This window comes from Pseudarthrobacter sp. 1C304, assembly GCF_052245515.1.
Lineage (GTDB): Bacteria > Actinomycetota > Actinomycetes > Actinomycetales > Micrococcaceae > Arthrobacter.
The window spans coordinates 263866-282760 of record NZ_JBQQCH010000004.1 but is presented as its reverse complement, the minus strand read 5'-3'; the positions used below and the strand labels follow the sequence as shown (position 1 = coordinate 282760).

Sequence of the window (18895 nt, the reverse complement as noted above, 5' to 3'; positions counted from 1 at the left end):
CAATCATGAGCGAAATTACGGCACACGGCGAGAAGAAGCTGGTGCTGGCCGCGGGGCGGGCGCACCCGGAGCTGGCGAAGGAAATCGCGAAGGAGCTCGGAACCGAGCTGCTGCCGCTGGACGCCTATGACTTCGCCAACGGCGAGATCTACGTCCGGGCCGGCGAGAGCGTCCGCGGCACCGACGCCTTTGTGATCCAGGCCCACCCGGCCCCGCTCAACAACTGGCTGATGGAACAGCTGATCATGATCGATTCGCTCAAGCGGGCCTCCGCCAAGCGGATCACTGTGGTGTCCCCGTTCTACCCGTACGCCCGGCAGGACAAGAAGGGCCGCGGCCGCGAGCCCATCTCCGCCCGCCTGGTCGCCGATCTGTACAAGACTGCTGGCGCCGACCGCATCATGAGCGTGGACCTGCACACCTCGCAGATCCAGGGCTTCTTCGACGGCCCCGTGGACCACCTGATGGCCATCCCGCTCCTGGCCGACTACATCCGCACCCGGGTCGGCTCGGACAACGTCACGGTCGTCTCCCCGGACACGGGCCGCGTCCGCGTCGCGGAGCAGTGGGCCGAGCGGCTCGGCGGCGCGCCGCTGGCCTTCGTGCACAAGAGCCGGGACCTCACCGTCCCCAACCAGGCCGTTTCCAAGACGGTGGTGGGCCAGATCGAGGGCCGCACCTGCGTCCTGATCGACGACATGATCGACACCGGCGGAACCATCTCCGGCGCCGTGCAGGTACTCAAGAATGCCGGCGCGAAGGATGTCATCATCGCGGCAACCCACGCCGTTTTCTCCGATCCCGCGGCCCAGCGCCTGGCCGAATCCGGTGCCCGCGAGGTAGTGGTCACCAACACGCTTCCGATCGAGGCCGGCAAGCGCTTCCCGCAGCTCACCGTGCTGTCCATCGCGCCCCTGATCGCCCGCGCTATCCGCGAAGTGTTCGACGACGGCTCGGTCACCAGCCTCTTCGACGGCAACGCGTAGCACCCACAACAGCACCCACAACAGCAGCCATACCAGCCAGGCTGGGCGGGGCCGCTTTTCGCAAAGCGGACCCCGCACTGGTAGCCTTGAACCGAACCTTGGCGAGGGAGAGCGCCGGTATTCCGTGACAAACGAAGTTTGCTCAAGAACTTCGCACGGCACACCGCAGCGCTGGTCTCCGTTATCGACTGGGTCTGATTCTCCCTTCGGAAGGGCGGCCACGGCCGCCCGGCGTTGAAGGTCGCAAACAGACCTCCGCCCTTGCTGCACCGTTTAGCCCCACAGCGTTTAGCCCCACAGCTTGAAATCCAACGAGGAGATACCCATGTCTGAGCAGAAGCTCGCAGCAGAAGTACGCACCGAATTCGGCAAGGGCTTCGCCCGCCGCGCCCGCATGGCCAACCTGATTCCGGCCGTCATCTACGGCCACGGCGCTGAGCCGATCCACATCACCCTGCCGGCGAAGGCCACCACCCTGGCCGTCCGCGTCCCCAACGCCCTGCTGTCCCTGGACATCAACGGCGAGGGCCACCTGGCCATCGTGAAGGACGTCCAGCGCGACCCGATCAAGCAGATCGTTGAGCACATCGACCTCCTGACCGTCCGCAAGGGCGAGAAGGTCACCGTTGACGTTCCGGTCCACGTTGTCGGCGAGGTTGCCCCGGGCAACGTCCAGAACCTTGAGCTCACGGTTGTGTCCCTCGAGGCCGAGGCCACCCACCTGCCCACCGCCGTCGAGGTCAACGTTGAAGGCCGCGGCGCCGGCGAGCACGTCCACGCTTCCGACCTGGTCCTGCCGAAGGGCGCAGTCCTGCTGACCGACGCAGAAGCACTGGTCGTCAACATCTCCGAAGCTGTGGAGATTGTTGAAGAAGAAGAAACCGAGGAAGCTGCTTCCGAAGAGGCCGCCGAGGCCACCCCCGAGGAAGCCGCCGAGTAATTTCGGCTACCCTCGATTTTCCTGCTCTGGCCGGGTCCCCTGCGGGACCCGGCCACTGCCGTCTTAAGCCGCCGCCCGGGCCGGGCACCGGACCCCTGACCCTCTTAGGATTGACGCATGAATGACACCTGGCTGATCGTAGGCCTTGGCAACCCCGGACCCGACTACAGCCAGAACCGGCACAACGTCGGCCAGATGGTCCTGGACGAACTGGCTGCGCGCGCCGGCGGCGGCTTCAAGTCGCACAAGGCCCGCGCCCAGGTCCTCGAAGGGCGCCTCGGCATCGGCGGGCCCCGGGTGGTCCTCGCCAAGCCGCTGTCATACATGAACGTCTCCGGCGGCCCGGTCTCGGCGCTGGCGCAGTTCTACGGGATCGATCCCGCCCATGTCATTGCCGTCCACGACGAGATCGACATCCCCTTCGATACCGTGAAGCTGAAGCTCGGCGGCGGCGAGGGCGGGCACAACGGATTGCGGGACATCTCCAAGGCCCTGGCCACGAAGGATTACCTGCGCGTCCGGGTCGGGGTGGGGCGCCCGCCCGGCAGGATGGACACCGCGGACTTTGTGCTGAAGGACTTCTCAAGTGCGGAGAAGAAGGAACTGCCCTTCCTGATCGGTGCCGCGGCGGATGCGGTGGAAGCACTGGTCCGCGAAGGCCTGCTGGCGGCCCAGCAGCAATTCCATCCCGCGAAGGCGCCCTAGCCGCGACGTGCGGGGACGTCCCCGGAAACGCCCGGCGTAACGCACTGCCGCCGATACCCTTTTTCCTTTCCAAGCCTCCGGAAATCCCGTTATGATCGCTCTACTCTCATATCGGGGGATAGGGATACGCTACTTCTAGCGGACGGGCTCTGGTTTGCTGTCCGCACAGCGGTACAAAGGAAACAAAATGTCTAGGGAATCGCTGGGCTGGGGAAATGGTTCCACTACATTGGCACCCGGAATAGAAGATCCTGCGGCAGGTCCGCTGGACCGGCACAGGTGGTCAGGCCTGGCGCGCCATGCCGACGCCGACCGGGTGCGCAGTGCCCTGCTCGCAGAGGACAGGATGGGCGTGGTCATCACCGGTGACCGGGGCGTGGGCAAGACCCAGGTGGGCCGCGCCGCAATCGCCGGGTTTGGGCCCGACGTCTACACCCTGCAGCTGCGCAGCTCCGGACCCGGCTCGGCCACCCCGTACGGGTGCCTGGCGTTTACCCTCGCCCGCCTGCCGCAAAGTTCCCTTGGCTCGCCGACGGCCATCCTGCACGGCCTCACCTCCCTGATCCGGGACGACGCCGCGGGACGGAAATGCGTCATCCTGCTGGACAATGCCGGGGCGCTGGATGAACTCAGCACCGGCGTGCTGCTCAACCTGATGCAGACCCGGACCGCGCGCCTGGTCGCCACCGCCCAGCGCACTACGGACCTGCCGCCCGACTTCTACTGGCTGATCACCTCCGGCCAGCTGGCCGAGGTGCGGCTCGCCAACCTCACGGAGGTCGAAACCCTGGAGGTGCTCCAGGCAGCCCTCGGCCACCGGGTTTCCAGCGCATTGGCCAGCCAGCTGCACCAGATGGTGGGTGGCAGCCCCACCCTGCTGCAGGCGGTGGTCTCTGAGCAGATCGAACGCGGCAACCTCGTGCTGTCCGGATCCGTCTGGACCCTGGTGGACGAGCTGGTCCTCGACGGGCGCACTGCGCTGGAGGACATTGTGCGGGCCCGGTATGCACGCGAAACCCCGGTGGCCCGGGAACTCATCGAAGTCCTCTCCTGCGCCCGGACCCTTCCCCTGGCCAGGCTCGCGCGGATGTACAGCCCCGAGGTCATCGCGGACATGGAGGACGCGGGCCAGATTGTCGTCGACCGGACGGGCCGGCACCTCGTGTCGCTCGGTGACCGCTACCTGGGTGACATCGTCCGCAACTGGCTCAGCGTGGAGCGCCGGCTCGAGCTGCGGGACAAGGTTCCGGGGCACCAGCAGGATGAGCTTGATCAGCTGACGGTGGAGGACCTGCTGGCCTACGCGGCGTGGACCCACGACTGTGACGCGCCCCTGGCCCCGGCCCACGCCGTGGCGGCCGCCGGCGCCGCCGTCAGGCTCTTCGACCCGAAGTTTGCGCTCAAGTGCGCCGCCAGCCTGAAACCGGAGGACCCGGAGTGGACAGAGGGACAGCTGCAGAAATCCGCAGCCTACCTGCAGCTGGGACTGCCGCTCCAGGCCATGGCCGCCCTGGATGATGTCACCGACCAGCAGATCAGCGGCCTCGGCGCGGCGGCCTACGCCGAGCTGATTGCCTCCAAAGCGGACTGCATGGCCTGGCTCGAAGACCGGACCGGACAGGTCCCGGAACTGATCCGGCAGGCCCGGTTGCGGCTTTCCGGGCTCGGCGCGGACCAGCCGGCGGCATCAACCGAGGAGCTGGCCCGCGCCGGCTTGTGCCTGGATCTCTGCGAATTCAACTACCTTTCCTTCATAGGCGACTACGCGCCCATGATGGACCGGCTCCGGGCGGCCGCCTCGGCGGACGTGGACGACATCAATCCTGTGCACCGCCTGAGATCCGGCATCATCCTGATGGAAGCACTGTGCATGACGGGCAGGGAACTCGAGGCCCGCCAGCTGATGCGCGACATCGGCGGGCAGCTCGGCGAATGGTCCAACGTCCCGCGGATCCGCGAGAACTTCGCCTGGAGATCCTTCAACGTGCTCCTGCTGTCCGGGCAATGGCGGCAGAGCATCGACATGCTCAAGGACGCCAGCGGCAGGGCCGGCCACGGGCTGCACTCCGGCAGCGCGCCCACCGACCTGGCTGTGGGACTGGCCTACGTCTACGCGGGCCGCGGCTATATGGCCCTCGATCCGCTGCTGGCCGCGATCGCCCAGCTCGAAGTCCGGGCAAGCCTGCACTCGTTGCGGCAGGCCTACGCCGCCACTGCCTTCGCCTACGCCCAGACCGGGAACTCCGTGCAGGCCACCGTCTACCTGGACCGGGCCCGGTCGGCCGAGGGCGCCGCACGCTTCGCCGTCCGGAGCTCCGCGGACTTCTGCCTGGACATGGCCTCGCGCTGGCTGGGTGACCCGGAAGCGAAGGACCGCCTGGTGCGGTCCGCGGAGGACCATTTCCGCAAGGGCCGGTACACCCTGGCGGGCATCTTTATGCTCGGCGCGACGGTCAACGGCACCACCAAGGACTTCCAGTTCATGGAAGAAATCGCGGCCTTGCGGCAGGGACCGCTCGCGGAACTGTCCCGCACCATCGCCGTGGGCAGCCGGAAGAAAGATGCCGCCATCATGTTGGAGGCCGCGGGCCAGGCCGCAGCCATGGAGCTCGACGCCGTCCAGGCGCGGTGCGCGGCCCTCGCCTTCGACTTCGCCAAGGCCGCGGGCCTGAGCGGGAAGGCCAGCGCCGCCCACGCAATCCTCGAAAGCCTTGCGGATTCCGTGCCCGCCCTGCCCATCATGCCCCGGAACAAGGGTCCGCTGCTCACGGACCGCGAGCGCCAGATCGCCACTCTTGCCGGCAACGGGGTCTCCAACAAAGACATTGCCCTGGCCATCGGCATCTCGGTCCGGACGGTTGAAGGGCACCTGTACCAGGTGTTCACGAAGCTTGGAGTTTCTTCGCGAAGTGATCTGCTTGGACTCATCTAGGAACCGCGCGCCCGTCCCGGATGCGCCAGAAGAATCCAACGCCCTGACCGGCCGCACCGAGGACCTGGGCTCGGCGGTAGAAGCCATTAAAGGCAACACCCACGTCGCGGTCCTCCTGCTCGGGGACAGCGGGATCGGCAAATCAAGGCTGCTGGAGGCCGTGGTGGCCGGCCTGCACGCCGACGTGACGCCGGTCCGCATCCACGGCAGCCCGTCCCTGGCGAATGTCCCGTACGGGGTGCTTGGCCCGTTCATCGTCGGGCTCCCCGTGCAGGAGGCCACCTCGCAGCTGGCGGTGCTCCGGACGTTCTGGTCCCGACTGGAGGAGGAGCGCCAGGCTACCGGAAAGCCGCTGCTGCTGATTGTGGACGACGCCCACGACCTTGACGAGGCTACCGCGGGCATCCTTGTGGAACTGGCCGCTGCCGGGTGGGCCAAGCTCCTGGTGGCCTCGGCCAGCCGGCCCGGCCTGCCCGAGCCACTGCTGCAGCTCTGGTTTGAGGGCATTGCCCAGCGCATCGACCTCCGGCCCCTGACCCAGCGGCAGACGGGCGCTATCCTGGCCCGCGCGCTGGGACCCCAGGTCCTGCCGAACGTCGCCGAGATTCTCTGGGAAGCCTCCGAGGGCAACCCGCTGCTGCTCAACGGGCTGATCGACGACGCCAAGAGCGACGGCACTCTGCTCCAGCGCAACGGCGTGTGGCTGCTCACGCGCCCTCTCAACAGCCATGGGGACCGCCTGAGCGACGTGGTCCGCCGCCAATTGCTGAGGCGCACGCCGGAGGAGCGGCAGACCCTGAACCTCGTTGCCCTGGCCGAGCCCGTATCCCGCGAGCTGATTGAGGCCATGGTGGGCGAGGACCCGGTGGCGGTCCTGATCGAGCACGAGTTGATCCGTGTGACGCCCGCGCCCCACCCCCAGCTCCGGTTGTGGCACTCCATCTACGGCGACACGCTGCGCAACCTCATTTCTCCGGCGCGGAGCCTCCAGCTCCGGCAGAGCCTCCTGCGGCTGATGGACAGCGAGCCGACGTCGGCGGAGGGCCTGCTCCGCCAGGTGAGCTGGTCGATGGAATGCGGAGCGGAGGTCGATGACCGGCAGCTGCTCCGGGCGGCCGTCCTGGCCAGCCGGCTCCACCAGGACGACCTGGCGCGCCAGGCCGCGGCGCTGGTCAAGGACCCCGACCTGCAGGTGGTGGCGCGGTCTGTGACGGCACGGACCCTGTTCAACACATCGGACTATGCCGCTGCCAGGGACATCCTGGAGGCGGACTTCGCCCAGGGCCTCAGTGTGGCTGTCCTCCTGACGGGAACCCTGATGTGGGCGGCCGTACAGGCGGCCCTCGGCCACCCTCCGGCCGAGATCATGGACCGTGCCGGAGCCCTCCTGGAAGCCGGGGAGCGGCTGGCCACGGAACACCCGGAGGATTCCGGCGGCATCCTGGCGGCCACACGGGAGCGCTACGCCACCATGCATGCCATGGTGTTCGCTCTGGCCGGCGAGTATCCGGCAGATTCCGGCGGGGCAGCAGACCCGGGACCGTCCGGCAACGTGCTGGAGGGCGCGTTCAAGCTGGCCCTGGAATCGGAACGGCTCCTCGTGCAGGGCAAGGCGTTGCAGGCGTTCGCGGCAGCCTCCCAGGCGCTGGAATCCGCGGGTGCTGGACATGAGGAACTGTATTTTCTGGCGGAGTTCCTCGTGGCGAGGGCAGCGGCTGCCGTCATCCATGGCGGGGACTGGAACGCCGCCGAGACGCTCCTGGCCGGTGTGGCCGCGGGCCCGGGCCCCAACCTCATCTCGTTCGGCGGGGGTGTCCACGCCGCGCACGGAATCATCCAGCTGTACCAGGGCAAAGCCGCCCAAGCGATGACCACCCTGAGTGCGGCCCTGGAGTCGCTGCGGCTCGCGGATCCCCAGCAGCTCTTTGCCTTGACTGCCGCGATGGCCTTCGCCGCCGCCGCCGAAGTCGGGGCGAAGGACAAAGCCGCGGCTTTCCTGGCCGACTACGAGGCCGCGCCGCGGGCGGTGTCACGCTACCTGCGGATCCTCTCGGAGATGGAAGTGGTTTACGGCAAGGCACGGCTGGGGAATTACCCCGGCGCCGTCGGCGAGCTCCGGGCGCTGGGCCGGCTGCACGGCGATGGTTCCACCGCCGGACTGGAGTTCGACTCGCTGGCGTTGTGCCTCGCCCTCGGCGACCGGGAGGCCGCGGCCCGGCTGCTTGAACTGCGGCCGGAGCTGGAAGGCCCCCGGGCCGCCGCGATCTGCCACTATGCCGCGGCTGTCAGCACCGACGAGGCGGCGGACCATCTGGAGGCAGGGAAGGCCTGCGAGGACGCGGAGCTTTGGGGCTTCGCGGCCTTGGCCTACGATGCGGCCGCGAACGGCTACCGTGCCGCGGGTGACACCCTGCGGGAGCGCATGGCGCTGTCCCAGCGGAAGCGGTGCCTGGACCGGGCAGACAGCGTAGCCGGCCGGGATGAGGATGCTGAGATCGATGCACTCGGTCTGCTGACCCGCCGTGAGCGCGACATCGTGGCCCTGGCGGTGCGCGGCCTCAGCGACCGCCAGATTGCCGCAGAGCTCCAGGTATCCATTCGGACGGTTGAAGGCCACCTCTACCGCAGCTATGCCAAGCTCAACGTCAAAGGCAGGGACCAGCTGCCGGGTGTACCGCCCTCCTAGCCGGCCCGCGTTCCGGAGTGCGTAGCTCCCGGAACGCGGCAAGTAGGCTGCCGGCTACCCGGGTACGGGGTCCGCGTAGCCGGACCGTGCCGACGTCCGGAGCCCGCCGCCGCGGCAAGTACCCCCGTTCCCGGCGGGCTCCCAAGCCGCCGCGAATTCGAGTACGGACTACCGGTGTGCCGCTGCCGTCAGGTTCGCTAGATTGTAGTCAGCACCAGGAACCACCCAAAGTTCGTAGTACGTAAAGGGTCTCTGAACATGGAAGTCTTTGAAGGAAGGGACTTTGAACGTGGAGCCATCAGCGCACAAGCGGCCCGGCTACAGCAATGAAGCTGCGCGGACCGTGGCCGTGGGGACGATGGACCGCCCGGGCGTTACCGGCAGGTGCCCTAGACATTAGGCCGCAGTAGACATTGAATTGCTTCGCAAGGGTCTCCCTCAATGGTTTCCGCTACGGAAACCCCTTTGACGGAGCCGACGGCGTCGGAACCTTCTGAGACCGAGGTTCCTCCCCCCAGCCGCCGTCGGCTCCCTAAACTTTCACTGCCCCAGTCCTGGCTCGGCCGCCCGCAGGCCGGGCGGCCGTGCCAAGACTGTGCCGGCACTGTCGGTACTGGCACTGTCTGTACCGGCACTGTCTGTACCGGCATTGTCTGTACCGGCACTGTTGCGACACTCATCCCATGAGCGCAGGGACCTCCGCGGCGGCTGGCCGCACGGAGACCGCACGCGGAACCCTGGGCCCCGGCCGCAGGACGGCGGGGCGGCCCGACTACTTGGTTCCGGAACCTTGGGGGCGCTGCGAGACTGAGTACATCTACGTAGCCCGGGGCCGGGCACCAGAGAGGTAATCGAGTAGCACTTACGCATCCCGATGATCCGCTACCTCCCTAAGTTGGGTTTATCGGTAGTCAATACTTTGATTGCGAAGGTCTCTCTCATGTTTCAGCAAGAAGCCGGCCTGTCTGCGGGCAGCGGCAGAACAGATGTGATTTCAGCCGCCCAACGTCCGGGGAAGGGGTGGCACCAAAAGCACTACACACGGCACAAGATCGTTGTTGACGTAGTCGCGGCGCTGACCTCAGGAACCGGTTGCGGGGCAGTCATTGTGGGGGAACACGGGGCCGGCAAGTCCTTCATTGCCCAGCGCGCCCTGGAACAGCTCGGTGACGACTTCCTGGTGGTCCAGGTCCGGGGAAGCTCCATTTCCTCGAAGCTCCCGTACGGGGCCCTCAGTGTGCTGCTCAATGAACTCGACGCCTCCCACCTGGAGCACCCGCTTATGGTGCTCCGCGGCCTGACCCAGCTGCTCCACACCCGGGCCCAGGGCCGCAGCGTGGTGCTCTTCGTCGACAACGCCCATGACCTCGATGAGCTCTCCACCATGATGGTCGCCCAGCTCTGCGCCGGCGGCCACGTGCTCCTGCTCGCAGCGTGTGTGGACCTGCCCAACCTCGGCAGCGACATCATGGGCCTGTGGAAGGATGACCTGCTGCGCCGGGTAGACCTGGGCCCCTTCGACTTCAGCGAGACGGTGGACAGCCTCGCCCAGGAGTATGGGGGACACTTCTCCCACACCGCCGCACGGGCGCTGTGGAACGCCAGCGGGGGGAATGCCCTTTTCCTGCACGCCCTGGCCCGTGAGCAGATCAAGCTCGGCATCATTGTCCGCCACGACGACTCGTGGGTCCTCGGGGACAAGCCGGTTGCCCTCGCCGGTGAGATCCGGGATGTGCTGAAGGCCCGCCTGAACCGGCTCAGCCCCGGCCAGCGCGATGTGTTCGAGCTCCTGTCGCTGGCCGGCGCCCTGCCCCTGCAGACGCTGATGAGCGTGTCGAAGGCGCAGGATATTGACACCCTCCAGGAACGGGCACTGATCCGCGTCAGCCATGACCATCCGCCCATGGTGAGCATCGCCAACCCGGTCACCGCGGGCATAGTCGCCAGCGTGGTGCCTCCCGGCCGCAGTGCCGAGCTGCGCCGGCGGCTGGGCGCTGTGCTCCAGGACCTGGACCTTGACGACTACGCCGGCTCCACTGCTGTCGCATGGGCTCTGGACTGCGGGGAAGAAGTGGGCCCCCAGGTGGCCCTGGCCGCTGCCCGCCAGGCCAACAAAACGTCCGACCCGCAGTCCGCCCTGAGGTTCACCCGGGAAGTAGCCGGCAGCGAAAACCTGACGGAGGTGGCCATCGAATCTGCCCGGGCCCTGATGGCCCTGCACAACGATGAGGCGGCCCGCCGCGTCCTGGCTGACGCGGAGCACCGCGCCGGCGACACCCTGGGCCTGGCTGAATGGGCCTCCCTGCAGCTGCTGCTGGCTGAGCTGGACAGGCGAAGCCCCGCGGCGGGGGCCAACGCTCTGGCCAGGCTGCAGGAGATTGAATTGCGTCTCACGGTGTCCCGCGACGACGGGACGGTGCCCGGTCCGGTGGGTGACCGGGTGCGGCTGGCCTACGCCGAACTGGCGGCTTTCGAAGGCCGGTACGGGGACGTCCTGCAGATGTTCCAGGACGTCGATGCCACTGACCTTGGCAGCGAAGCCAAGATCATGGCAGCGAGCCTGCTGTGCGAGGCGAAGGCCGTCACCGGCGACGTCCTCGGCGCTGTGGCGCTGGGCCGGCAGATCACTGCCGCAGCCGGCTTCCTTGACCTCTCGGACCGTGTGATGCGTGAAATACGGGGACGTTTCCTGCTGCTCCTGCTGTTGTCCGCCAAGTTCCGGGAGGCCGCAGACTTCATCACCGGCACCACGGAGTCCCTGGACGAACAGTCCCGCCTGGGCGGCATGTTCGAGATCGGACAGGGGATCGTTGAACTGCACCGCGGCCAGCTCGCCGGAGCCGTCCAGCGGCTGCAGTCCGGGGTCTGGCAGTTGCGGGTCCACGATCCGGATGCCGTCGCCGGCCTCGCCACGGCGGCCTGCGCCTATGCCTTCGCGCTCCAGGGAGACGAGGAAAAGGCGGGGGCACTGCTGGTGGACATTGAAGAGGTGCAGCCCCGCGCGTCGTGGCTCGTCAACCGGATCACCCGGTACTACGAGCTTTCCGCCAAAGCGGAAATCGGCCAGAAGACCGAGGCTCTCCGCGCGCTGAAGCTGGAGGCGGACAGTGACACAGAGGCCCTCGCGCTGGCCACCGGTCTCCAGTTCCTGTCAGCGGTCGCCCGGCTGGGGGACCGCCAGGCCAGCCAGAAGCTCAGCGGACTCGCGGGGCAGGTCACCGGGCACTTCGCCGGGCTGTGCGCCCGGCTGGCAGAAGGGTTGAAGGACTCGGACAGCGAGGAGTTGCTGGCAACGTCCAAGGACGCGGACGCCGCCGGCCACGCGGTGTTCGCCCGGGACGTGACCCGCAAAGCCGTCAGCTGCGCCAACGACGCCGGCAACCGGATCTCGCTCCGGATGGCCCAGCGCACCCAGCAGTCCCTCGAGGACCGGTTCGGCAATCCCAGGAACGGTGTGCTGTCACTGCTGACCTCAACGTTGACGGCCCGGGAATCCGAAGTGGCGGTCAGGGCCGCCGCGGGAACGTCCAACCGGAAAATCGCCGACGAGATGCACGTTTCTGTCCGAACGGTTGAGGGTCACCTTTACCAGGTGTACGCGAAACTGCACGTCGCGAGCAGGTCGGAACTCAAAGATGTCATCTCCGGACCAGTGGAACACGCGCGCCTCGGCTAACCGGCCAGGCACCTTATCCTCCGGGCGGTCCTGGAGCAGCCGCGCCGCAGGGAGGTCCGCGGGTGGAAAGCCTGACTGAGTCCGCCACACTGGTCGGCCGGTCCGGCGTCGTGAAGGACATTGTTAAGTGCCTGCGCGAGGGAGGGACCTCCGGTGCCCTCATCGTGGGCAACCCTGGCACCGGAAAGACCGCAGTCTCCCGGGCTGTCATCCGCGAACTCCAGCCCAGTACCGCCATGATCAAGCTCACGGCGACGCCTGCCCTCTCGGCCGTGCCCTTCGGCGCGCTCTCGCCTTACCTCGGGCAGCTCCCCGCACACGAACTGGACTCCTTTGCCGCGGTCGTGAAGGCCGTAACGGACAGCATCAAAGCCCAGCCCACCAAGCCGCTGTTCGTGATCGACGACGCCCAGTGCCTGGACCGCGGGACGACGCAGCTCGTTGCGCAGGCTGTCGCCACGGGGGCCGCCAGCGTCCTGGCCACCTGCAGGCCGGGCCTGCTGATCCCGGATGAATTCCTGGCCCTCTGGGACGACGGGATCCTGGCGAAGTTCGATCTGGAGCCGCTGACCCGCTCCGAGGTGCACCAGCTCTGCGAACAGGTCCTGCGCGCCGATGTGTCGCCCTGGGCCTCCGCGGTGCTGGCTGACGCTTCCGCCGGAAACCTTTATGCTGCTGTCGCTGATCGAACACGCACGGGCCACCGCTGCGCTGGGACTGCGCCATGGCGTGTGGTACCTGCTCTTCCGGCCCGGCTTGTCCGATGTCCCGGTCGCCGACCTGATCGGCCACGAATTGCGGGCAATGTCGCCCGAGGAACGGACCGCCGCCGCGATCGTGTCGCTGGCGGGTCCGCTTCCCCTCGGCCAGCTGCTGGGGTTTGGCGGCCCCAAGGCGGTGGACACCCTGGAGCGGGCGGGCATCATCACCGTCTCCCGGGGCGCCGACCGCACGGTCCGCCCCGCGAGCCCGCTCATCGGCGAGATTATCCGCCGGTGGGTTCCGGCCGGCAGGAGCGCCGGGCTGCGCGCGAGTTTCGTGTCACTGCCGCCGGGAACCTCGGTACCTCCGGAGGCCTTCCTTAACCGTGTTCGCTGGGCCCTGGACTGCGGGGCGCCCGTACCGGCGGAGCAGCTCCTGGCCGCCGCCACCGCCGCCAACACCGCGCTCGACGCGCACACCGCACTCAGGGTGGCGGAGGCCGTCTCCGATGCCGCGATGATTCCCGCGGCGCGGCTGCAGATGGCCTACGCGCGGTACCTGCTGGGCGACGGCGGCCAGTCCGCAAAGCTCCTCCAGCTCGCCCACCCCCTTCCGGACCAAGACACAAGCTACCTGGCGGCACTGCTGGCCGCCCGCCTCCGCGGACGGCCACCGGCGACGGCGGAAAGCGCCGGACCCGCCGGCACCGCGGCGCCGGACGCGGTCCGTCGGCCCAACGGCCGCGGCGGCCCCCCGATGGGCGGCGTCGCGGGACCGTCATGGCTGGACGCAGGCCCGGTTGCCACCGCCGCCGGCATCCCCGGAAGCCAGCCGGCCGGCGCAGCGGCGGACCGGGAGAGCGGGCTCAGCCGGCTGGTGTCGGCCGCCGGCGGGCGGCCCGACATCAAGATCCCTGCGGAGTCGTTGCTCGCCGAACTGCTCTGCGCCAAGGGAAGAACTGCAGAAGGGCTGGGGCTGGCGCGGGAAGCCTGGCAGGAGGCGCAGAGCGCGGGCCTGGCACTGCCGCTGGTCTACGAGGACCTCCTGGTGCGCTACAGCCTGAGCCTGAACTGGGCGGGGGAGTGGGAGGCGCTCGCCGCGGCCCTCGATGAGTACGAGGCCCACTACCCGTCGAGGCTGCTGCTCAGCGGCGGCATCCTGCACCTGATGCGGGGCCTCGCCCGTGTCCGGCAGGGGCGCATGCCCGAGGGCACCGCCGAACTCGTCCTCGGCGTCGAGGAACTGACCATCGCCGATCCCTGGGAACTGCTGCCCTTCGCCCACGCCGTGGCAGCGTACGCGGCGTCGGTGGTGGGTCACACCCGGGAGGCTGAAGAGCACACGGCCGCCTTCCGGCACTCCAGATACCGCGGCCCCGGAACCCTTCCGTTGTTGGCCGAGGCGTATTCCACCGCGGCGGGCGGAGCGCCCGGCGGTGCCGGCGAGGCCAGCAGAAGGCTGGCGGGCCTTGCCGCGGAAGCCAAGCGCCAGGGTCTGCGCGGCATTGAAACCGACATCAGGCGGCTTGCCGTGCGCCGGGGGGACACCGAAGCGGCGGACGGCCTGGTCGCCAGCAGCCTGGCGGTCGAGGGGCGGGAGGCCGGGATGCTGCACGACTACGCGCTCGCAGTACTGAACGCCGACGACGTCGAACTCGTCCGGATCAGCGACAAGGCGCTTCGCGGCGGCTACGTGCTGCTGGCCCTGGAAGCGGCGCAGCAGGCGGAACGGTGCCTGGCCGAAACCACGGACAAGCGGAAGCTGCTGGCGGTCCAGCGCAAGATCCAGAACCGGATGACCGCCGCCGGGATGGCCGCCCACATCGACCTGGTCCGTCCGGAGCAGGACGCGGAACTCACGGCCAGGGAAACGGAGATCCTGGACCTGGTGTCCAGCGGAGCCACGAATGCGGAGATCGCCAGCAGGCTCTGCGTGTCCCAGCGGACCGTGGAAGGACACCTCTACCGGGTCTTCGCCAAACTGGGTGTCAGCCGGAGGGTCGATCTCATCGACACGGGCGGCGATTCACGCCGGCCCTGAACCGGGCGCCGCCGGCCCCGTAACGGGGGCGGCAGAATGCGGCGTGCCGTTCCGTGGGATGATGGATATCAGTCCATTTGACCCGATCCGAGGAGGCCAGCGTGGTTTTTCTGCCCACGTCAGAGTCCCAGGCGCTGACCGCGCCCGCCCTGACCGACGATGAGGTGCTGCGGATCCGCAACGACTTTCCCGTCCTCTCGCGGACCGTGGGAGGGCAGCCGCTTATCTACCTGGACTCCGGCGCCACGTCCCAGAACCCGCTGAGCGTCATTGAGGCTGAGCAGGAATTTTACGAGCAGCGGAATGCCGCCGTTCACCGCGGCGCCCACCTGCTGGCCGTGGAAGCCACGGACTCCTTCGAGGACGCCCGCGAGATTCTTGCCGCGTTCCTGGGCGCGGGGGCCGATGAAATCATCTGGACCTCCAACGCCACGGAGGGCCTGAACCTGCTCAGCTATGCGTTCCTGAATTCGTCCCTGCCGGGCGCCGGCGCGGCGGCGGCACGGTTCGCCCTCGGAACGGGCGACGAGATCGTGGTCACCGAGATGGAGCACCACGCCAACCTCATCCCCTGGCAGCAGCTGGCGGAGCGGACCGGGGCCACCCTGCGGTTCATCCCTGTCGACGACGCGGGCGAGCTGGATCTCGACGCCGCCGCCGGCATCATCAACCCGGCCACCCGGGTCCTCGCCTTCAGCCACGCCTCCAACGTCCTCGGCACCATTAACCCGGTCAAGGCGCTCGTGGCGATGGCCCGCGACGCCGGGGCCCTGACGGTGCTGGACGCCTGCCAGTCGGCACCGCACCTGCCCCTCGATGTGCGGGACCTCGGCGTCGACTTCGCGGTCCTCTCGGGCCACAAGATGCTGGGGCCGACCGGCATCGGCGTGCTGTACGGCCGGTCCGAACTGTTGAACGCGCTGCCGCCGTTCCTCACCGGGGGATCGATGATCACCACGGTGACGATGGAGCGGGCCGCCTTCCTGCCTGCCCCGCAGCGCTTCGAGGCGGGCACGCAGAAAGTCTCGCAGGCCATCGCGCTCGCCGCCGCGGCCAACTACCTCACCGAGACGGGGATGGGCCGGGTCCACGCCTGGGAATCCTTCCTCGGGCAGCGCCTCGTCGAAGGCCTGGCATCCGTTCCCGGCGTCCGCGTCCTCGGCCCCGCGCCGGGGCAGGAGCGGATCGGCCTGGCGTCCTTCGACGTCGCCGGCGTGCACGCGCACGACGTCGGACAGTTCCTGGACAGCAAGGGAATCGCGGTCCGCGTTGGCCACCACTGCGCGCAGCCGCTGCACCGCCGGCTGGGCCTGACCGCCACCACCCGGGCCAGCACCTATCTTTACAACACGACCTCCGATGTGGACGCTTTCCTCGCGGCCGTCGCGGAGGTCCGCCCCTACTTTGGAGCCTAAGGACCAGCAGATATGAGCCTCGAACAGCTGTACCAGCAAATCATCCTGGAGCACGCGAAACTGCGGTCCGGCAGCGGCCTGGCGGACGCGCCGGCGCCGGCGGGGACGTCCACGGGGCAGTCCCACCAGCTAAATCCCGTCTGCGGGGACGAGGTCACGGTTCGGGTGGCGGTGTCCGGCGGGAAGGTCGCCCAGTTGCGCTGGGACGGGGAAGGCTGCTCGATCTCCATGGCCTCGGCCTCGGTGCTCGCCGAACTGGCCGAAGGCATGGACGTCAGCGAGTTCACCGGGGTTATCGACAATTTCCGCGAGGTTCTGCGGTCCCGGGGAAAAGTTGCCGCGGATCCCGAGATCCTTGGCGATGCCTCGGCTTTCGAAGGCGTCTCGAAATACGCCGCCCGGGTCAAATGCGCGATGATCTCCTGGGTAGCGGCCGAAGACGCCTTGGCCCAGGCGACGGCGTCCGGCAGCTAATCGTCCGGAAGCGCAGCGCCCTGAGCGCGGAACGCACCCAGGGCGCTGTGCCCCGCCTAACCGAGCAGGCCGGCGATCCCAATCGCCGCCGTCGCCGCCCCCAGCAGCATGGAGATGCTGACCAGGACGACGTGGACGGTCAGAAAGCGGGTGGCTTTGCCGTCCGCGTCGCGGGACCGCGGATCCTTGAGGACCCGGCGCAGGAACTGCGGCCAGACCACCAGGGACCAGACACCGGCCACGATCAGGACAACAGCCAGGAATGCCGGCAGCTCCATGCGCTAGTGGCTTTCGAGCCAGGCCTGGGCCTGCTTGGACTGGATGTTCAGGGCCTTGCCCACCATCGGCTCGGCCGCGTCAGCGATCTTGCCGCCCAGGAACGGCACGGAGGACGTGACGGTTCCCTCCAGCTCGATCCGGGTGCTGCCGCCGTCGGCCACGAGGCGTTGGACGGCGCTGACGTCCAGCGGGGCGCCGGCGACCTTCAACGTGATGTTGCTGACCCGGGACCCGTCAGCGGCGGGAGCGTCCCAGTTCTCAAGCTGGGTGACCTTGAGGCTTTCGCCGACGAACTTGCGGGCCAGGTCCGGCATCCGGTTGGTGGGGACGGTGCGCACCGTGGTGGTGCTGAAGGCACCGGCCGTGTCGCCGTAGATGGCGAAGGACTCCAGCGTGCCGCCAACGAGCTCGCTCGTGTGGCGCAGGAAGTCTTCGTTGACAAAAACAGCGGTGACGCGGTCAACGCTGTGCGGAAGGTTGGTGGATGCGCTCAAAGCCATGGTTGGGGGTCCTCCGTGGGGTGGAACTGGTCGTTTCGGGCTCCAAACATCTTACGGGGTGTGCCCGGCGGGCTCCGATTCCTGATCCTGGAGCGCTTTCGCCGCCGCCGTGATGTTCCGTGACATGGCAGGGAAGATCAGGCTGTGGAACGGCAGGACCGCCAGCCAGTACAGCTTCCCGCTGAGGCCTTTCGGGAAGAAGATGGCCCGCTGCCGGTAGCGGCTGCCGGTCCCCTCCGGCTCCACCGACAGCTCCAGCCAGGCCCGGCCCGGTGCCCGCATCTCGGCGCGCAGCCGCAGCAGGCGGCCGCGATCGATCCGCTCGGCCCGCCACCAGTCCACCACTTCGCCTTCGGCCAGCTGGTGCGGGTGCCGGCGGCCGCGCAGCAGACCGGCACCGCCGGTGAGTTTGTCCAGCCAGCCGCGGACCTGCCAGGCCAGCGGCATGGAGTACCAGCCGTTCTGCCCGCCGATTCCTTCGATGATGGTCCAGACGTGCTTGGGGTCCACGTCGCTGGAGAAGCTGCGCTCGTCCAGGTACACGAGGTGGCCGGCCCACTCCGGATCGGAGGGAAGCGGATCGGCGTCGGCGCCCGCGCTGGCCCAGGTGGTTTCCACCTGGCCGTCGCGCTCCTTGCCCAGGGCGAGGGCCACGGCCCGGCGGTACGGGGTGAGTCCGCCAACGGGTGGGGGAATGTACGCGTCGATGTCGTGCTCCTGGGTGACCGCGTCGTGCTGGAGCGACTCCACGAGCGGCAGTGACATCGACAGCGGAATCGGCGTGGTCAGCGCGACCCACATTCCGGCAAGCTTGGGCGCCGGAACGGGCAGTGCCAGCACCACACGGTGCGGCAGCCCGGCCTCCGCGGCATACTCCTGCATCATGCCCGCGTAGCTGAGGACCTGGCGGCAGCCGATGTCGAAGGTGCGGTTGATCGGACCCTCCAGCTCTGCGGCCCCCACAAGGTAGTGGAGCACGTCGCGCACAGCGATCGCCTCGATTTTGTTGCGCACCCAGCTCGGGGCCGGCATCAGGGGGAGCGTCTCGGACAGGTGCCGGATCATCTCGAACGACGCGGACCCGGAGCCGATCACCACACCGGCCTGGAAAACAACGGCGTCGACCGGGCTGTCGAGGAAGACCTTGCCCACGGCCTCGCGGGACCGCATGTGGGTAGAGAGTTCGGCGTTGGACGGGTGCAGCCCGCCCAGGTAGACGATCCGCTCCACCCCGGCGGCGGCGGCCGCCCGCGCCGCTGTCTCGGCCATCGCCTTTTCCTTGGCTTCGAAGCCCGAGCCGGCCGCCATGGAGTGGACCAGGTAGTAGAGCACGTCGACGCCCTCCAGCGCCGCCTGCAGGGCATCGCCGTCGTCGAGGCTGCTCTGGACGACCTCGACGTCGGACAGCCACGGCACCCCCGCGATCTTGGCCGGGGTCCGGACCAGGACCTTGACCGTGTGGCCGGCCTCCAGCAGCCGGGGGACCAGCCGTCCTCCGATGTAGCCGGTGGCGCCGGTGACGAGCACCGTTCGTGGGTTGCCGTTCATGGAGTCTCCTCG

At 68.4% G+C, this 18895-nt stretch carries 12 protein-coding genes and 1 pseudogene; 10 read left to right on the top strand and 3 right to left on the bottom strand.

Annotated elements, in window-relative coordinates; all coding sequences use genetic code 11:
• Positions 1-5 precede the first annotated feature (5 nt).
• The 10 genes and pseudogenes from ACTWQD_RS10650 to sufU all read left to right on the top strand — a co-directional run bounded on the left by ACTWQD_RS10650 (position 6) and on the right by sufU (position 16556).
• Positions 6-986 (top strand): ribose-phosphate diphosphokinase, encoded by a 981-nt coding sequence (locus tag ACTWQD_RS10650; protein ID WP_443196095.1) that lies wholly within the window; start codon positions 6-8, stop codon positions 984-986.
• A 325-nt stretch (positions 987-1311) separates the two neighbouring features.
• Complete coding sequence (locus ACTWQD_RS10645) at positions 1312-1926, top strand: 50S ribosomal protein L25/general stress protein Ctc (protein WP_443196094.1); 615 nt, start codon at positions 1312-1314, stop codon at positions 1924-1926.
• Positions 1927-2043: 117 nt separating this feature from the next.
• A complete protein-coding gene (gene pth, locus ACTWQD_RS10640) occupies positions 2044-2631 on the top strand; it encodes an aminoacyl-tRNA hydrolase (protein WP_066434356.1) in 588 nt (195 codons plus the stop codon).
• A gap of 187 nt (positions 2632-2818) precedes the next feature.
• Complete coding sequence (locus ACTWQD_RS10635; protein ID WP_443196093.1) at positions 2819-5563, top strand: LuxR C-terminal-related transcriptional regulator; 2745 nt, start codon at positions 2819-2821, stop codon at positions 5561-5563.
• Entirely contained in the window at positions 5550-8249 is a 2700-nt protein-coding gene (locus ACTWQD_RS10630; protein WP_443196092.1) for a LuxR C-terminal-related transcriptional regulator, read from the top strand. The genes ACTWQD_RS10635 and ACTWQD_RS10630 overlap by 14 nt, the downstream gene beginning before the upstream one ends.
• 940 nt (positions 8250-9189) lie before the next feature.
• The gene (locus ACTWQD_RS10625) at positions 9190-11925 is read left to right on the top strand and encodes a LuxR C-terminal-related transcriptional regulator (protein ID WP_443196091.1); all 2736 of its coding nucleotides are present in this window, start codon (positions 9190-9192) and stop codon (positions 11923-11925) included.
• Positions 11926-11987: 62 nt separating this feature from the next.
• Positions 11988-12374, top strand: a pseudogene (locus tag ACTWQD_RS10620) (AAA family ATPase); the annotation flags it as partial.
• 220 nt (positions 12375-12594) lie between these two features.
• Positions 12595-14667, top strand: a complete 2073-nt coding sequence (locus ACTWQD_RS10615) for a LuxR C-terminal-related transcriptional regulator (RefSeq protein ID WP_443196090.1) — start codon at positions 12595-12597, stop codon at positions 14665-14667.
• A 110-nt stretch (positions 14668-14777) separates the two neighbouring features.
• A complete protein-coding gene (locus ACTWQD_RS10610; protein ID WP_443196201.1) occupies positions 14778-16082 on the top strand; it encodes an aminotransferase class V-fold PLP-dependent enzyme in 1305 nt (434 codons plus the stop codon).
• Between the two features lie 12 nt (positions 16083-16094).
• Positions 16095-16556, top strand: a complete 462-nt coding sequence (gene sufU / locus ACTWQD_RS10605; RefSeq protein ID WP_443196089.1) for a Fe-S cluster assembly sulfur transfer protein SufU — start codon at positions 16095-16097, stop codon at positions 16554-16556.
• 56 nt (positions 16557-16612) lie between these two features.
• Here the strand turns inward: sufU and ACTWQD_RS10600 are convergent, their stop codons facing one another.
• The 3 genes from ACTWQD_RS10600 to ACTWQD_RS10590 are packed head-to-tail and all read right to left on the bottom strand — an operon-like array spanning position 16613 to position 18883.
• Positions 16613-16834, bottom strand: coding sequence for an SCO4848 family membrane protein (locus ACTWQD_RS10600; RefSeq protein ID WP_443196088.1), 222 nt, complete (start codon positions 16832-16834; stop codon positions 16613-16615).
• A 3-nt stretch (positions 16835-16837) separates the two neighbouring features.
• Positions 16838-17335 carry a DUF2505 domain-containing protein gene (locus tag ACTWQD_RS10595; protein WP_443196087.1) on the bottom strand — a complete coding sequence of 166 codons (498 nt, stop codon included), beginning with the start codon at positions 17333-17335 and terminating at the stop codon, positions 16838-16840.
• Positions 17336-17386: 51 nt separating this feature from the next.
• Positions 17387-18883, bottom strand: a complete 1497-nt coding sequence (locus tag ACTWQD_RS10590) for an SDR family oxidoreductase (protein ID WP_443196086.1) — start codon at positions 18881-18883, stop codon at positions 17387-17389.
• Positions 18884-18895 lie beyond the last annotated feature (12 nt).

Bases quoted from the DNA above. Each gene is read 5' to 3' on its own strand.
- ACTWQD_RS10590 (WP_443196086.1), bottom strand. From the start codon at position 18,883: ATGAACGGCAACCCACGAACGGTGCTCGTCACCGGCGCCACCGGCTAC.
- pth (WP_066434356.1), top strand. From the start codon at position 2,044: ATGAATGACACCTGGCTGATCGTAGGCCTTGGCAACCCCGGACCCGAC.
- sufU (WP_443196089.1), top strand. From the start codon at position 16,095: ATGAGCCTCGAACAGCTGTACCAGCAAATCATCCTGGAGCACGCGAAA.
- ACTWQD_RS10595 (WP_443196087.1), bottom strand. From the start codon at position 17,335: ATGGCTTTGAGCGCATCCACCAACCTTCCGCACAGCGTTGACCGCGTC.
- ACTWQD_RS10600 (WP_443196088.1), bottom strand. From the start codon at position 16,834: ATGGAGCTGCCGGCATTCCTGGCTGTTGTCCTGATCGTGGCCGGTGTC.
- ACTWQD_RS10615 (WP_443196090.1), top strand. From the start codon at position 12,595: ATGCTGCTGTCGCTGATCGAACACGCACGGGCCACCGCTGCGCTGGGA.
- ACTWQD_RS10625 (WP_443196091.1), top strand. From the start codon at position 9,190: ATGTTTCAGCAAGAAGCCGGCCTGTCTGCGGGCAGCGGCAGAACAGAT.
- ACTWQD_RS10635 (WP_443196093.1), top strand. From the start codon at position 2,819: ATGTCTAGGGAATCGCTGGGCTGGGGAAATGGTTCCACTACATTGGCA.
- ACTWQD_RS10645 (WP_443196094.1), top strand. From the start codon at position 1,312: ATGTCTGAGCAGAAGCTCGCAGCAGAAGTACGCACCGAATTCGGCAAG.
- ACTWQD_RS10650 (WP_443196095.1), top strand. From the start codon at position 6: ATGAGCGAAATTACGGCACACGGCGAGAAGAAGCTGGTGCTGGCCGCG.